General features: G+C 65.3%; 13 protein-coding genes. 8 read left to right on the top strand and 5 right to left on the bottom strand.

Going from position 1 to position 14942, the window contains the following annotated elements:
* Positions 1-116 precede the first annotated feature (116 nt).
* Positions 117-1256 carry a cytochrome-c peroxidase gene (locus AX672_RS09190; protein ID WP_168727416.1) on the top strand — a complete coding sequence of 380 codons (1140 nt, stop codon included), beginning with the start codon at positions 117-119 and terminating at the stop codon, positions 1254-1256.
* A gap of 3 nt (positions 1257-1259) precedes the next feature.
* Here the strand turns inward: AX672_RS09190 and AX672_RS09185 are convergent, their stop codons facing one another.
* Positions 1260-1814 (bottom strand): type 1 glutamine amidotransferase domain-containing protein, encoded by a 555-nt coding sequence (locus tag AX672_RS09185; RefSeq protein WP_066650846.1) that lies wholly within the window; start codon positions 1812-1814, stop codon positions 1260-1262.
* A gap of 176 nt (positions 1815-1990) precedes the next feature.
* On the opposite strand from AX672_RS09185, the gene AX672_RS09180 reads away from it, so the two are divergent.
* On the top strand, positions 1991-3148 hold the full coding sequence (locus AX672_RS09180) for a mechanosensitive ion channel family protein (RefSeq protein WP_066650845.1): 1158 nt from the start codon (positions 1991-1993) through the stop codon (positions 3146-3148).
* Here the strand turns inward: AX672_RS09180 and putA are convergent.
* The gene (gene putA, locus AX672_RS09175; RefSeq protein WP_066650844.1) at positions 3145-6093 is read right to left on the bottom strand and encodes a bifunctional proline dehydrogenase/L-glutamate gamma-semialdehyde dehydrogenase PutA; all 2949 of its coding nucleotides are present in this window, start codon (positions 6091-6093) and stop codon (positions 3145-3147) included. The two genes, AX672_RS09180 and putA, sit on opposite strands and share 4 nt — an antisense overlap.
* 156 nt (positions 6094-6249) lie before the next feature.
* Here putA and AX672_RS09170 point away from each other — a divergent pair, with 156 nt between their 5' ends.
* The 4 genes from AX672_RS09170 to AX672_RS09155 all read left to right on the top strand — a co-directional run bounded on the left by AX672_RS09170 (position 6250) and on the right by AX672_RS09155 (position 9426).
* Complete coding sequence (locus tag AX672_RS09170) at positions 6250-6687, top strand: MaoC family dehydratase (RefSeq protein ID WP_202189291.1); 438 nt, start codon at positions 6250-6252, stop codon at positions 6685-6687.
* Positions 6688-6804: 117 nt separating this feature from the next.
* On the top strand, positions 6805-7353 hold the full coding sequence (locus AX672_RS09165) for a carboxymuconolactone decarboxylase family protein (RefSeq protein WP_066650895.1): 549 nt from the start codon (positions 6805-6807) through the stop codon (positions 7351-7353).
* A gap of 12 nt (positions 7354-7365) precedes the next feature.
* Positions 7366-8544 (top strand): acetyl-CoA C-acyltransferase, encoded by a 1179-nt coding sequence (locus tag AX672_RS09160; protein ID WP_066650842.1) that lies wholly within the window; start codon positions 7366-7368, stop codon positions 8542-8544.
* A gap of 405 nt (positions 8545-8949) precedes the next feature.
* Positions 8950-9426, top strand: a complete 477-nt coding sequence (locus tag AX672_RS09155; RefSeq protein ID WP_066650841.1) for a pyridoxamine 5'-phosphate oxidase family protein — start codon at positions 8950-8952, stop codon at positions 9424-9426.
* Between the two features lie 69 nt (positions 9427-9495).
* Here the strand turns inward: AX672_RS09155 and AX672_RS09150 are convergent, their stop codons facing one another.
* A complete protein-coding gene (locus AX672_RS09150; protein WP_066650840.1) occupies positions 9496-10713 on the bottom strand; it encodes a polyhydroxyalkanoate depolymerase in 1218 nt (405 codons plus the stop codon).
* A 157-nt stretch (positions 10714-10870) separates the two neighbouring features.
* On the opposite strand from AX672_RS09150, the gene AX672_RS09145 reads away from it, so the two are divergent.
* The gene (locus tag AX672_RS09145) at positions 10871-12646 is read left to right on the top strand and encodes an ABC transporter transmembrane domain-containing protein (protein WP_066650839.1); all 1776 of its coding nucleotides are present in this window, start codon (positions 10871-10873) and stop codon (positions 12644-12646) included.
* Between the two features lie 188 nt (positions 12647-12834).
* Positions 12835-13992: a saccharopine dehydrogenase family protein gene (locus AX672_RS09140; RefSeq protein ID WP_066650838.1), complete on the top strand. Its 1158-nt coding sequence runs from the start codon at positions 12835-12837 to the stop codon at positions 13990-13992.
* On the opposite strand, the gene AX672_RS09135 is transcribed toward AX672_RS09140, so the two are convergent.
* Together AX672_RS09135 and AX672_RS09130 are read right to left on the bottom strand one after the other, a co-directional pair.
* Positions 13989-14354, bottom strand: coding sequence for a hypothetical protein (locus AX672_RS09135; RefSeq protein ID WP_066650837.1), 366 nt, complete (start codon positions 14352-14354; stop codon positions 13989-13991). The genes AX672_RS09140 and AX672_RS09135 overlap by 4 nt on opposite strands.
* Entirely contained in the window at positions 14351-14650 is a 300-nt protein-coding gene (locus AX672_RS09130) for a hypothetical protein (protein ID WP_066650836.1), read from the bottom strand. The genes AX672_RS09135 and AX672_RS09130 overlap by 4 nt, the downstream gene beginning before the upstream one ends.
* Between the last annotated feature and the right edge of the window lie 292 nt (positions 14651-14942).

Genomic DNA, 14942 nt, shown 5'->3' with positions numbered 1-14942 from the left:
CAACAACGACGGAGGATTTGATGTCGGCATATCGGCGCAATTGGATGGCTTGCGCTTCGCTTGCGGTTCTGGCCGCGTGCAGCCCGAGCGGAAGCTCGACAACGACCGCGGCCACGGTGGCCGTCACGCCCACTCCGACGCCCGCCCAGGCACCCGCACCGACCCCGACGCCAACGCCGACCCCTACCCCGACGCCCACTCCCGCACAGACGGCTGTGCAGGTCGCAACGACGCTCAATCTGGCGGCACTTGCCAATTATGCCGCGCCGACGCTGCCCGCCTATTACGACAACACCGTCTCCGCGCTCGACAACACGCCCGCCAACAACGCGATTACAGACCGTGTCGCGACGCTCGGCCGCGTGCTGTTCTATGACAAGCAATTGAGCGTGAACAACACGATCGCCTGCGCCAGCTGCCACCAGCAGGCGTTCGGATTCAGCGACCCGCGGCAATTCTCGACCGGGTTCAGCGGCACTGCCTTCACCAGCGCGCATTCGATGCGGTTGGGGAATATCCGCTATTACGCGCCCGGCAGCATGTTCTGGGACAAGCGCACCGCGTCGGTCGAGCTGCAGGCTAGCCAGCCGATCATCAATGCCGTCGAAATGGGCTGGACGACCAGCGCGGGCGGCATCGACGCGCTGGTCGCGCGACTTGGCGCGATCGCTTATTATCAGGAGCTGTTCACCTTCGCCTTTGGCACCGCGACCGTCACTGAGGCGCGCATCCAGCAGGCGCTGGCGCAGTTCGAACGCGCGATGATCTCATCGAACAGCAAGTTCGACATCGGTTATGCGCTGGTGTTCAACCCCAATGCCCAGAACCGCGGGCTCAACACCGATTTTCCCAATTTCACCGCGCAGGAAAATCGCGGCAAGACGATCTTCATGACCGGCGCCGGCGGCTGTTCGGCGTGCCATCAGGCCCCGACCTTTGCGCTCGCGGCCAATTCGCGCAGCAACGGCCTCGATGCGGGGGAAACGCGCATCTTCAAGTCGCCCAGCCTCAAGTCGATGGGGATTGGCGGGCCTTACATGCACGACGGGCGGTTCAGCACCATCGAGCAGGTCGTCGAATTCTATGACAATGGCATTCAGGACGGCCCCGCGCTCGACAACCGGTTGCAGCAAGGTGGCGCGCCGCGACGGCTGAACCTGTCAGCCGCCGACAAGGCCGCGCTTGCCGCCTTCCTGCGCACGCTCGACGACACGACGCTCGCCACCGACGCGCGGTTCAGCAGCCCGTTCCGTTAGGGGTCAGGCGGTCGCAGGCACGCCTTCGCGCAGCGCCGCGATCAGCGCGTCGTTGAACGCCGGGATGTCGCCCGGGTTGCGGCTGGTTATGATCTGGCCGTCGGTGACGACTTCCTCGTCAACCGGCTCGGCGCCCGCATTCCTCAGGTCGGTGCGCAGCGACGGCCAGCTCGCGATGCGCTTGCCGCGCACCAGATCGGCCTCGATCAACAGCCATGGCGCGTGGCAGATCGCGGCAATCGTCTTGCCCGCGCTGGCAAAGCCGCGGATGATCTCGATCGCCTGCGGCTGAAGCCGCAACGCATCGGGATTGGCGACACCGCCCGGCAGCAGAAGCGCGTGATACTCATCGATGTCGACCTCGCCGAGCGTGATGTCCGGCGTGATCGTCTCGCCCTTTTCGTCGTGGCGCATGCCCTGGATCGGATCGGTCTTGATCGAGACGAGCGTAACCTCGATGCCGGCATCCATCAGCGCGGCGCGCGGATCGAACAGTTCGGACTGTTCGAAGCCGTCGGTGGCAAGAATCAGTACCCGGGTGTCGGTGATGTCGGCCATGGCGTTTCTCCTGAAGACGCCGTTCCAACGGCTGGACCGCGAGGGTGTTCCAAGGAACGAACGCTCGCCGAAACGCATTTGGGTGACCGACTTCGCTGCGGCCTGAGCAATCCCTTATGCCGCCTGACCCTTTCTGTTTGCGCAGCGGCGCCCTAAGCAATCCGACGAGGATCATCATGGCCAATTCTTCCACCCCTGCCCCGACCATCAGGGTTCCCGACGTCGATCTGGACCTTGCCAGGCTCTACGCCGACAGCCTGTACTGGGTGCAGCACCACTGGGTGCGGATCGGTGTGGCGGTCGCGGTTGCGGTAATCGCGATCATCGGCTTGCGGATGCTCCGCAGCTTTGCGGTGCACATCTGCAACCGCGACCGGCCAGGCGACATCGGCTGGTGGCGGATCGCCGGGCGGACATTGGCGCGGACGGGCAATTTCTTCATCGTCATGGTCGGGCTCGAGCTGGCGAGCGGCATTGCGATGCCGCCCGAAGGCGTCGGCGCGGTCATCAAGACGCTGTTCACGATTGCCGCTGTCTTCCAGGGGGCGCTCTGGGCGCGCGAGCTGATCATCGGCGCGGTCGAGCATCACAGCGGCCCCGCGCGCGCGAATGGCGAAGCGCTGTCGAGCGCGATCAACATCATCCGCATCATCGTCACTTTCGCGGTTTTCGCGATCGCGCTGGTGGTGGTGCTCGACAATATCGGCGTCAACGTCACCGGCCTGATCGCGGGTCTGGGCGTGGGCGGCATCGCCATCGGTCTGGCGGCACAGGGGATTTTCGCCGATCTGTTCGCCGCGCTGGCAATCATTCTCGACCGCCCGTTCCGCGTCGGCGACGTCATCAGCTTCGATCAGACCACCGGCACCGTCGAGGAAATCGGGCTCAAATCAACCCGCGTGCGCCCGACCACCGGCGAAGAGCATATCGTCGCCAACAAGCAATTGCTGGAAAAGGAAATCCGCAACATCACCCGGCGCGCGTATCGCCGGAACAAGTTCGTGCTTGGCGTGATCTACCAGACGCCGCCCGAGGTGATTGCGCGCATCCCCGACATGCTGCGCGAGGAAGTCGAGGCGTGCGGCCAGCAGTTCGTGCAAGCCGGTTTCGCGGCGTTCAGCGCGAGCAGCATCGACATCGAGCTCGAATATGACACGCCGAGCCCGGCATTCGATCCCTGGTATCAGGCCCGGCACGAAGTGGGCCTTGCCATCCTGCGCCGTTTCGCGGCCGAAGGAATCGAATTCGCCTATCCGACGCAGACGACGTTCACTGCCGGGCCGGACGGCACGATGGTAATGCCATACGCGCTGCCGAGTCCGCCCGCGACCTAGTCGGCTTCGTCAAGGCTGAGCAGCGTCGCATTGCCGCCCGCGCTGGTGGTGTCGGTCGAGGTGTGACGCTCGACGCAGAAGCGGGCGAGGTAGTGCGGCCCGCCCGCCTTAGGCCCGGTGCCCGACAGCCCTTCGCCACCAAAGGGTTGCGAGCCGACGACCGCACCGATCATCGATCGGTTGACGTAGAGATTGCCGACCTTGGCGCGCTCCTCCGCGAGTTCACCGGCGCGGGCGATGCGGCTGTGGAGGCCCATCGTCAGCCCATAGCCTTTGGCATTCATGCGTTCGATCGTCTCGGCGAGCTTGCCCGCGGGCCAAGTCGCGACATGGAGGATCGGGCCGAACCATTCCTGTGTCAGTTCGTCGGGCGAGTTCAGGCGAATCAGGGTCGGTGGCACGAACAGGCCAGTGGTCGGCGCGTCGAGCGTCTTGACGATGCGCGCTTCCTGATCGGCGCGATAAGCCATCAGCTTGTTGTAGGCGGCGCGGTCGATCACCGGGCCGACATCGGTGCGCGGATCGGCGGGGTCGCCAAGGCTCAGCAAGTCCATCGCGCCCGACAGCATCTCGATGACGGTCGCGGCGATTTCCTCCTGCAGCAGCAGCAGCCGGAGCGCCGAGCAGCGCTGGCCCGCCGAGCGGAACGCGCTGGTGACGACGTCGGCCACGACTTGTTCGGGCAGTGCGGTCGAATCGACGATCATCGCGTTGATGCCGCCGGTTTCGGCGATCAGCGGGACGATCGGGCGGTTGTCGTCTTCGAGCAATGCGCGGGCGATCTTCCGCGCGGTGGCGGTCGAGCCGGTGAAGGCCACGCCCATGATGCGGGGATCGGCGGTGAGCGCCGCGCCGACGTCGGGGCCGCCGGGGACGAGGATCAGCGCGTCCTTCGGTACGCCTGCTTCATGCGCGAGCCGGAGCGCGAACTCGGCGATGCGCGGCGTCTGCGGTGCGGGCTTGGCCACGACCGTGTTGCCCGTGACGAGCGCCGCGACGGTCTGGCCGAGGAAGATCGCGAGCGGGAAGTTCCAGGGGGAAATCGTCGCCCACACGCCACGCCCTTCCATCCGCAGCACGTTGCGCTCACCCGTCGGCCCGGGAAGTTCGACGGGTTTGAGGCCGTCGCGTGCTTGCTGCGCGTAATAGCGGCAGAAATCGACTGCCTCGCGCACCTCGCCGAGCGCATCGGGGATGGTCTTGAAGGCTTCCGACACGCAGATCGCCATCAGTGCATCGCGGTGTTCCTCCAGCAAATCGGCGAGGCGCTCGACGATCGCGCAGCGATCCTCAATCGACCGCGTCGACCAAGCCGGAAACGCAGCGGCGGCACGGTCGACGGCCTGCTTCGCGTCTTCGTGGCTTTGTGTGAGATCATTTTTTGACTCACACGAAGACGCAAAGGCACGAAGCGAAGAAGTGGTCTGCGCCAATATCGACCGATCAGCGAGATCGACGCCTGACGAATTTTTGCGCTGCGCGCCGAACAGGTCGACCGGCAGCGGAATGCTCGGATGCCGCATGCCGCCGACTGACGCGATCTTCTCCACCGGATCGGCGAGAATCTCGTCCTCGCTCAGCCGTTCGTCGGCGAGCTGGTGGACGAAGCTCGAATTGGCGCCATTCTCCAGCAGCCGTCGTACCAAATACGCCAACAAGTCACGGTGCCCGCCGACGGGGGCATAGATACGGCAATGATAGCCATGCTCGCGCACCAGCCGCTCATACAGGCCGTCGCCCATGCCATGGAGCCGCTGGAATTCGAAATCGCGGGCATTCCCCGCCCAGTCGATGATCGTCGCCACCGTCAGCGCGTTGTGGCTCGCAAAGGCCGGACGGATATGCTCCGCCTCCAGCATGTCGCGCGCGCAGGCGAGGTAGGACACATCGGTCGCCGCCTTGCGGGTGAACAGCGGATAGTCGCTCAGCCCCTCGACCTGCGTGCGCTTGATCTCGGAGTCCCAATAGGCGCCCTTGACCAGCCGTACGTTCATCACCCGGCCGAGGTCGTTCGCCCAGGCGATCACCGGCCGCGCGCGCTTGCCATAGGCCTGCACGGCCATGCCGAAGCCGTCCCAGCCCTTGAGCGTCGGCAGCGCAGCGACCGCGCCGATGATGTCGAGGCTCATCTCGAGCCGCTCGGATTCCTCGGCATCGACCGTCAGCGCGATCCCCTTCCCCGCCGCCTGCACCGCCAACGCTTCGAGCATTTCGGTCAGCGCGGGCACGCAGTCGTCCCAGCGCGCGACTTCGTAGCGCGGGTGGAGCGCCGACAGCTTGACCGAAATCGAATGCCCCGCCTTGGCATTGCCGCCAACCGCATCGATCGCCTGCACATAGGCGCGGAAATAGCGTTCGGCGTCGGCGGTCGTCCGCGCCGCCTCGCCCAGCATATCGAAGCTCGCGGTGAAGCCCGCATGTTCGGGCTTCGCCATCCGCCGCATCGCTTCGTCGATGCTGCGGCCCATCACGAAGATTTCGCCCATCATCTTCATGGCCGCGCCCACGGCCTGCCGCACGAACGGCTCGCCCGCGCGCGCGATCAGGCGGCGCAGCGCCGATTGCTTCTCACCCTCCCCCACCAGCGCGCGGCCGATCACCAGCCCCCAGGTCGCGGTGTTGACAAGTGCCGACGAGGATTGTCCGGTGTGGGCGCGCCAGTCGGCATCGCCCAGCTTGTCGGCGATCAGCAGATCGGCGGTCTCGGGATCGGGCACGCGCAGGAAGGCCTCGGCGAGCGACAGCAGCGCCACGCCTTCGGACGAGTTCAGCCGATATTCCTGCAGGAAGCGATTGACCCATCCTTTCCCTTGCGCCGCGCGCAGGTCCGCCAGCAGCCCGGACGCGTGCCCCAAGATCCGGTTGCGCGAGTCGGGGGTCGAGGCGGCGCGCTCGAGCAGGCCCTTTAGAACATCGGGTTCGCTCGCGCGGTGCAGCTTTTTCATGGTTTCACGGGGGGTGGACGCTACGTCAGCCAACATCTTCCATTATCCGGTCTTGCAAGACTTGCGGGAACCAGCCTTGCGGGCCTATCTCAACGCCGCGCTATGCAAGCAAACAGGCCGGAGGGGAATGCCGTGACCACGATCACGATACAGGAAATGGCCGCGACGCGCGTCGGCACCGAACAGGTTTCCGACTGGGTCGAAGTGAGCCAGGAAATGATCGACAAGTTCGCCGACGCAACCGGCGATCACCAGTTCATCCACGTCAACCCGGCGATGGCGGCGATGACGCCGTTTGGTGGCACGATCGCGCACGGCTTCCTGACGCTGTCGCTGATGCCGCTCCTGTCGTCGAAGATCACCGACGCGCCCAAGATCGAGGGCGTGAAGATGGGCGTCAATTACGGCGGCAACAAAGTCCGCTTCCTCCAGCCGGTCCGCTCGGGCAAGCGCGTGCGCGGGCGGTTCAAGCTGCTCGAACTCGCTGAAAAGCGGCCCGGCCAGTGGCAACAGACCAACGAATTCACGGTCGAGATCGAAGGCGAGGACAAGCCGGCGATGATCGCCGAATGGATCAGCCAGATTTTCGTTTGACGATTGCTCCCCTCCCGCTTGCGGGAGGGGCTGGGGGTGGGCCTGGGTGGACAGGCGGACCCTCGATCACGCCCACCCCCGACCCCTCCCGCAAGCGGGAGGGGAGTGGAGTTCGAAATGACCCGCATCGCCCCGCTCGCCAAGCCTTACCCGCCCGAATTCGATGCACGGATGAAGGTGCTGATGCGCGGCGCCGAGCCGCTGGTGCTGTTCACGACCCTTGCCACCAACGAGCGCGCCTGGACCAAGTTCAGCGGCGGGTCGCTGCTCGACAAGGGATCGCCGCTGTCGATGCGGGTGCGCGAAATCGTCATCGACCGCACCTGCGCGCGCTGCGGCAACGAATATGAATGGGGGGTCCATGTCGCAGGTTTCGCCGCCCATATCGGCCTGACCGACGACCAGATCCGCGCGACCGTACTCGGCGATGCGAGCGATCCGGCCTGGACCGACCCCGCTGAAGCAGTGCTGATCGCCACCGTCGACGCGCTGATCGATCGCAAAAAACTGAGCGACGCCGAATGGGCCGCGCTGCGCGCTGCCTATGACGAGCCGCAGGTGCTCGAAATCATCCAGCTTGTCGGATTTTACCACGGCGTGTCGCTGATCTGCGGCGCGCTCGACCTGCCCCTCGAAGCCAATGCGGCCCGTTTCCCGGCCGCCTGAAGGAGAATAGCCATGCGCTCTGCCGTCATCGTTTCGACTGCCCGCACGCCGATCGGCCGCGCCTATCGCGGCGGTTTCAACAACACCCCCTCGCCCACGCTGTCGGCGCACGCAATCAAGGCCGCCGTCGCGCGCGCTGGGATCGACCCTGCCGAAGTGCAGGATGTCGTCTGGGGCGCCGCGCTCCAGCAGGGTGTGCAGGGCGGCAACATCGGCCGTAACGCGCTGCTCCGCGCCGGCTTGCCGATCAGCGTGTCGGGCCAGTCGATCGATCGCCAGTGCGCGAGCGGGCTGATGGCGATCGCCACTGCCGCCAAGCAGATCGTCGTCGACAACATGGACGTGACGATCGGCGGCGGCGTCGAGTCGATCTCGATGGTGCAGACGCCGCAGATGCGCGTGCAGGGTGACCCCGAGCTCGTCGCGATGCACCCCGACGTTTACATGTCGATGCTGGAGACCGCCGAAGTCGTCGCCGCGCGCTACGGCATCAGCCGCGAAGTGATGGACGAATATTCGCTCCAGTCGCAGCAGCGCACCGCCGCCGCCCAAGCCGCCGGCAAGTTCGACGACGAAATCGTGCCGGTCACCGCGACGATGGCGATGACCAACAAGGAAACCAAGGAAGTCACGCATCACGAAGTCACGGTCACAAAGGACGAAGGCAATCGCCCCGAAACCACGCTCGAAGGGCTCAATGGCCTGAAGCCCGTGCTCGGTCCCGACAAGACGATCACCGCGGGCAATGCCAGCCAGCTGTCGGACGGCGCCTCGGCCAGCGTGCTGATGGAGGAAAAGCTCGCCGAAAAGCGCGGACTCACCCCGCTCGGCCGCTACATCGGCATGGCCGCTGCCGGCACCAAGCCCGACGAAATGGGCATCGGCCCGGTTTATGCGATCCCGGCGCTGCTCGAACGCTTCAACCTGAAGATGGACGACATCGGCCTGTGGGAACTGAACGAAGCCTTTGCCGTGCAGGTGCTTTATTGCCGCGATCACCTCGGCATCCCGAACGAGCTGCTGAACGTCAACGGCGGCGCGATCTCGATCGGCCATCCCTACGGCATGTCGGGCGCACGCATGACCGGCCACGCGCTGATCGAAGGCAAGCGCCGCGGTGCGAAGTACGTCGTCATCACGATGTGCGTCGGCGGCGGCCAGGGCGCGGCGGGGCTGTTCGAGGTTTTGTGAGGTTGAAATTTTCACCGCTTTCGTGTATCTAACGATTGCGAATGACATTGTGCCTTTCGATGTGAGCCCCGGTCGTTGCAGCGGCCGGGGCTCAAATCGTTTGGGGCCCGGGTTGCAGCCCGAGCCCCGCCCCTGTGTCGCTACTCCTTACGAGACACTTCGACGACCTTGAGGATCAAGGTCGCAAAAGCGAACATCGCACCGAGCAGCAGGCACAAGTCTGCGAATGACATTGTGTTCTCCTTTCGATGTGTCGGCGTGATTGCCGACGCGGGCAAAATAGGCGGAAGCGATGTTATCTTCACCCGGTAAATCGATTGCGTTTACCGGGTTGCTTTTCGCCAGACTGCGGCAACCATTCTTGGCCCGCGCCGTTTCCTCTCCACCATTTCGAGGAGAGACCGCATGACCGACCCGCAGCAGATCACCGACAATCTGTTCAAGGCTCTGCGCAGCAGCGGTTTCATCATGATCGGGCTCGACGACACGCCCGACCACAGCCAGCCGATGACCGCGCAGGTGCTCGACGACGACGGCGCGCGCCATGCGATCTGGATCTTCATGGGACGCGACAACAAGCTGTCGATCGGTGGTCCGGCGATGGCGCAATATGTCGGCAAGGGGCATGATCTGTTCGCCTGCCTGCACGGCACGCTGACGCCGGAAAGCGATCGCACGATGATCGACCGGCTCTGGTCGAAGCAAGTCGAAGCCTGGTTTCCCGAAGGCAAGGCCGACCCCAATCTGCTGCTGATGCGCTATGATCTGGAGGATGCCGAGATCTGGCAGAGCGATGTTTCGCTGACCGGCCAGTTCAAGATGCTGTTCGGCGGCACGATCAAGCCGCAGGAAGCGGGCAGCCATGCCGAAGTGACGCTGTAAGGGTCCGCACCGTCAAAGCGGCACGCCGCCCCGGTTGCCGCCGGGGTGGCGACCCGAGTGCGGCTCGCCTTAACTGTGCGCGGTGATCCATTCCTCGACGACTGGCGCGATCTTGGAGCGCCACTTGCTGCCGTTGAAGATGCCGTAGTGGCCCGCGCCTTCGGCCATCAGATAGCGCTTCTTGGCCACCGGCAGGTTCGCCGCGAGCGACAACGCCGCCTTGGTCTGGCCGAGCCCAGAGATATCGTCACGCTCACCTTCGATCGCGAGCAGGGCGATGTCGGTGATCGCGCCCGGATCGACCGGGCGGCCGCGGTGCGTATAGGTGCCGTTCGCGATCGCGTGCTTTTGGAACACGACTTCGATCGTCTGAAGGTAGAATTCGGCGGTCATGTCGCAGACCGAGCGATATTCCTCATAAAAATCCTTGGTCGCATCGGCGCTTTCGTCATCGCCCTGGACGAGATGTTTGAACATCTCCCAGTGCGAGACCATGTGGTTGCCTAGGTTCATCGACATGAACCCGGCAAGCTGGAGAAAGCCCGGATAGACTTTGCGGCCGGCACCCGGATAGGTCATCGGTACGGTCGCAATGACATTCTGCTCGAACCACGCGTGCGGGCGCTTGGTGGCAAGCGTGTTGACTGCGGTCGGTGCTTCGCGCGTATCGATCGGCCCGCCCATCATCGTCAGCGTCTTGGGGCGGCACGGATGCTTGTCGGCGCTCATCAGGCAGGCCGCGGCATAGCAGGGCACCGACGGCTGACAGACCGCCAGCATGTGCGCGCCCGGGCCGATCTGCTCCAGAAACTCGACGATGTAATCGATGTAATCATCGAGATCGAACTTGCCGTCTTCCAATGGCACCAGCTTCGCGTCGCGCCAGTCGGTGATGTACACGTCGGCAAACGGCAGCATGCGCTCGACCGTGCCGCGCAGCAGCGTCGCATAATGGCCCGACATGGGCGCTACGATCAGCAGCTTCGGGCCGCCCTCCACCCCTTCGCGGGCAAAGCGCTTGAGCTGGCCAAACGGACGGCGCAGCACGATCTGTTCGGAAACGAGCACCTCGCGACCGTCGATCTGGGTCGAATGCAGCCCGAATTCGGGCTTCCCGCGCGGCGCCGAGGCATGCGCAAAAACTTCGAGCGCGGAGGCGAGGATCGGCCCGCCGCCGAAATAAGCGAACGGATTGACCGGGTTCTGCAACACGCCCGCCCCAAAATTGGCCATCGCGCTCGCGCCTGCGAACATCGATTTCTGCAATTCATAGGCATTGTACAGCATCGCAAATCCCCGTCGCCCGAAAGGCTATCACCCGCACCAACGCCGCATAGCAGCATATGGTGGCGGAGCAATGAACATCGCGTTCAGCAAGCGCAAGGCGCCGTCGCCACGGCATAGCCGTTGAGAGGCGCGGGAGCGGCTGCTAGGGCATGTCGTTATGGCCGAAGAACATCCCGCGCCCGCCTCCAAGCGCCGCCTCGCAAGTCTCCGCATCGTCTGGCAACAGGTGTTGCGTTATCCGGGGGCGCTCATCATGTCGGGCTTGGCGCTCACGATCACATCTGCTGCGACGATTGCCATCCCTTATGGCTTCAAGCGAGTGATTGACCGCGGCTTTGGTACTGCCGGGACTGACGCCGTCGCATCGTCGTTCCATTATCTGCTGATGATTGTCGGCGTGCTCGCGATCGGCACCGCGCTCCGCTTCTATTTCGTGTCGTGGCTGGGCGAGCGGGTCGTCGCCGACATCCGTACCCGGGTCCACACGCATCTGATGACAATGGCACCGCGCTTCTTCGAGGAGAACCGCCCGTCCGAAATCGCCAGCCGCCTCACCAGCGATACCGCGCTGATCGAAACGGTGGTCGGCACCACCGTGTCGGTTGCCCTGCGCAATGCCTTCACCGGCATCGGCGGCATGGTCTATCTGTTCGCGCTGTCGCCGAAGCTCGCGGGGCTGCTGCTGCTCGCGATTCCGGTGATGATTCTGCCGATCGTGCTGCTCGGGCGGCGCGTGCGCAACGTCTCGCGCACGTCGCAGGACCGCGTTGCCGATGTCGGATCGATGGCGGTCGAGACACTGTCGGCAATGAAGATCGTGCAGGCTTTTGGACAGGAGCAGCGCGAGGCCGGACGTTTCGCAGCTGCCGTTGCCGCTACCTTTGCCGCCGCCAAGCGCCGCATCCTGTTGCGCGCGGTGATGACGTCGATCGTCATCGCGCTGATCTTCGGCTCGATCACGCTGGTGCTGTGGGAAGGCGCGGTCGATGTCGCTGCCGGGCGGATCAGCGGCGGATCGATCGCGGCCTTTGTGCTGACCGGGGGCATCGTCGCCGGCGCGTTCGGTGCGCTGACCGAAGTCTATGGCGATCTATTGCGCGGGGCGGGCGCCGCCGGGCGGATCGACGAGCTGCTGCGCGAAGTGCCCGAAATTCGCGCCCCCGCCACGCCCGTCCGATTGCCGGAACCTCCGCTTGGCGCCGTTCGGTTCGATCAGGTGACCTTCCGCTATCCGACGCGGCCCGACGTATCGGCGCTCCACGACTTCACGCTCGACGTCGCGCCGGGCGACACCGTCGCGGTCGTCGGCCCGTCGGGCGCAGGCAAGTCGACGCTGTTCCAGCTTATCCAGCGCTTCTACGACCCGAGCGAGGGCGTGGTGTCGATCGACGGCGTGCCGCTGCCGAGCGCCGACCCCGCCGAGATCCGCCGCCGCATCGCGATGGTGCCGCAGGAAACCGTGATCTTCGGCGCGTCGGCACGCGACAATCTGCGCTATGGCGATTGGGAGGCGAGCGACGACCGGCTGTGGGCCGCGGCCGAGGCCGCTAATGCCGCCGAATTCCTCCAGAAGCTTCCCGACGGGCTCGATACCTTCCTCGGCGAAGGCGGCGCCCGACTGTCGGGCGGCCAGCGCCAGCGCGTCGCGATCGCCCGCGCGTTGCTGCGCGACGCGCCGATCCTGCTGCTTGACGAAGCGACCAGCGCCCTCGACGCCGAAAGCGAGCGGCTGGTCCAGCAGGCGCTCGAACGGCTGATGACGAACCGGACGACGATCGTCATTGCGCACCGGCTTGCGACGGTGCGGGCGGCGGCGCGGATCATTGTCATGGACGAAGGCCGCATCGTCGAATCGGGAAGCCATGGCGCGCTGATCGGCCAGAACGGGCTTTATGCTAGGCTGGCCAGCTTGCAGTTCAGCGAAGCGGCGTAACGGCAAAGAATCCTCTCCCTGAAGGGAGAGGATACCGAAGCTTGCGAGCTTGCTCGCTAGCGCAGGTTGGTGAGGGTGACGCGCCATCGATGACGCGACACCCTCACCCAAAGCCGACCAGGCAGCAAGCTGCCTAGTCTACGTAACCCTCTCCCTTCAGGGAGAGGAATGGGGGAAGGGAGACAAGCATGCCACGCGAATTCGACATCATCGTTTATGGCGCCACCGGCTTCACCGGTCGCCTCGTCGCCGAATATCTCGTGCAGTCGGGCGCGCAGCGCTGGGCGATGGCGGGGCGCTCGCTCACCAAGCTGCAGGAAGTGCGCGACCTGATCGGCGCACCCGCCGACACGCCGCTCGTCACCGCCAATGCCGATGACCCGGCGAGCCTCCGCGCGCTGTGCGAACGCACCACCGTGGTGCTCACCACCGTCGGCCCCTATCAGCTTTACGGCAATGATCTCGTCGCGGCCTGCGCCGACAGCGGCACTGCCTATGTCGATCTGTGCGGCGAGCCCGCGTGGATGCGCGAGATGATCGACAAGCACCACGCCCGCGCGCAGGCGACCGGCGCGCGGATCGTGTTCAGCTGCGGCTTCGATTCGATCCCCTTCGATCTCGGCGTGCTGACCTTGCAGGAAGCCGCGAAAGAGCGCTTCGGCCGCCCCTGCCCGCGCGTGAAGGGCCGCGTGCGGGTGATGAAGGGCGGTTTCTCGGGCGGCACTGCCGCGAGCCTGAAGGCGACGCTTGCCGCCGCGGCGCGCAATCCGGGCATCATCGCGCTGCTCACCAATCCCTTCGCGCTGACGCCGGGCTTTACCGGGCCCAGTCAGCCGAACGGCATGCTGCCCGAATATGACCGGACGATCGAAGCCTGGACCGCGCCGTTCATCATGGCGCCGATCAACACCAAGAATGTCCACCGCACCAATTTCCTGCTGGGCGAGGCCTATGGCGCCGATTTCGTTTACGACGAGATGATGGTCGCGGGGCTCGGCGAGATGGGCAAGGCCGCGGCGGAAGCGATCGCCAAGATCAATCCGCTCGCGGGCGACAAGGGCCCCAAGCCCGGCGAAGGCCCGTCGAAGGAAGAGCGCGACAGCGGCCATTACGACATTCTGTTCGTCGGCGAGATGGGCGGCGGGGAACGGATCGACGCGGTCGTCACCGGCGACCGCGACCCCGGCTATGGCTCCACCAGCAAGATGATCGCCGAGGCGGCGCTCTGCCTGGTCGAGGACGTGGCGGACGCCAAGGGCGGCATCTGGACCCCCGGCGCGATCATGGGGGCACCTTTACGCAAGCGGCTGATTGAGAAGGCGGGGCTGACGTTTACGGCGGGCTAACGCTTCCGCTTCTTCTTGCCGCCAAGCGCGAATTTGAAGTTGAGCATGATCGCCTGTGTCGTCCCGCCGGGGCCGACCTCGCGCTGTTCGGCAGTGACCGAGGCAGTCGTAGACTCGTTGAGACCGATCGCAGCCACCAGCGGCTTGGGCTCGTAGCGGTCGCTCAGTGGCTTGAGGCGGTAGCGTTCCTCGGCACGGCGCGATCCGCAGACGGTGACATCGGTCGCCGAAGCGTCCGGGCGACACGGCTGGCGCGCAACCAGCGGCGCGGGGACCGGGGGGCGCTCGGGACCGGCAGCGTTGGTCGGCTCGCTGGCGGCCTGCTGAACAGCCGCGATCAGGGCGAGCAGCGCGAGGGTCACCCCAACAGCGCCACGGCGGCACCCGCCGCGACGGCGAGTCCGCCGAGCAGCATGCCCACCCGGCGCCGGCGGCTCTTCGAATAGGCGTCCCAGGCGGGCACATCGAGATAATAGCGGCCGTCGGGGGTCGGCAGCAGCACCTTGGCGGCGACGAAGCGATCGAAGATGCGGCGTTCGATCCGGCGGTCGGACGCAAATGCAATTGCGCTGTCCGCCGACACGGCATTGGCCGACATGAAATGCGAAATGACGGTGCGTCGCGCCTTTGCGACGACGGCGGCAGCGGCAGTGGCCATGATCGACTCCTTTGCAGGGCCGAGTGTGGCACGGCGATTGGCGCATCGCAATTCCGCCCCCGACCTGCCCCCCACTGACTCCCATCCGTTCGTTTCGAGCGCAGTCGAGAAACAAGCAAAGGGTACATCGCTTGTGGCGGTTTCTCGACTTCGCTCGAAACAAGCGGGTCAAAGGATCGGTACGGCCCCCTAGCGCTTGCGCCCCTGGTGCCGGATGTTGGCGGGGCGGCCGCGGCGTTTGATCACGCGCTTGCCGCGGTCGGGCGGGGGTGCGCGGTGATTACCGCCGCCC

Origin of the sequence: Sphingomonas sp. CCH10-B3, from assembly GCF_001556185.1 — a bacterium.
Classification (GTDB): Bacteria; Pseudomonadota; Alphaproteobacteria; order Sphingomonadales; family Sphingomonadaceae; genus Sphingomonas; species Sphingomonas aquatica.
Note: the sequence above shows the minus strand (reverse complement) of the source record. Positions and strands in the feature narration are given on the sequence as shown.

Excerpts from the sequence above, each read along its gene's own strand:
- AX672_RS09185 (WP_066650846.1), bottom strand. The coding sequence starts at position 1,814 with ATGGCCGACATCACCGACACCCGGGTACTGATTCTTGCCACCGACGGC.
- AX672_RS09180 (WP_066650845.1), top strand. The coding sequence starts at position 1,991 with ATGGCCAATTCTTCCACCCCTGCCCCGACCATCAGGGTTCCCGACGTC.
- putA (WP_066650844.1), bottom strand. The coding sequence starts at position 6,093 with ATGAAAAAGCTGCACCGCGCGAGCGAACCCGATGTTCTAAAGGGCCTG.
- AX672_RS09170 (WP_202189291.1), top strand. The coding sequence starts at position 6,250 with ATGGCCGCGACGCGCGTCGGCACCGAACAGGTTTCCGACTGGGTCGAA.
- AX672_RS09165 (WP_066650895.1), top strand. The coding sequence starts at position 6,805 with ATGACCCGCATCGCCCCGCTCGCCAAGCCTTACCCGCCCGAATTCGAT.
- AX672_RS09160 (WP_066650842.1), top strand. The coding sequence starts at position 7,366 with ATGCGCTCTGCCGTCATCGTTTCGACTGCCCGCACGCCGATCGGCCGC.
- AX672_RS09155 (WP_066650841.1), top strand. The coding sequence starts at position 8,950 with ATGACCGACCCGCAGCAGATCACCGACAATCTGTTCAAGGCTCTGCGC.
- AX672_RS09150 (WP_066650840.1), bottom strand. The coding sequence starts at position 10,713 with ATGCTGTACAATGCCTATGAATTGCAGAAATCGATGTTCGCAGGCGCG.
- AX672_RS09145 (WP_066650839.1), top strand. The coding sequence starts at position 10,871 with ATGGCCGAAGAACATCCCGCGCCCGCCTCCAAGCGCCGCCTCGCAAGT.
- AX672_RS09140 (WP_066650838.1), top strand. The coding sequence starts at position 12,835 with ATGCCACGCGAATTCGACATCATCGTTTATGGCGCCACCGGCTTCACC.
- AX672_RS09130 (WP_066650836.1), bottom strand. The coding sequence starts at position 14,650 with ATGGCCACTGCCGCTGCCGCCGTCGTCGCAAAGGCGCGACGCACCGTC.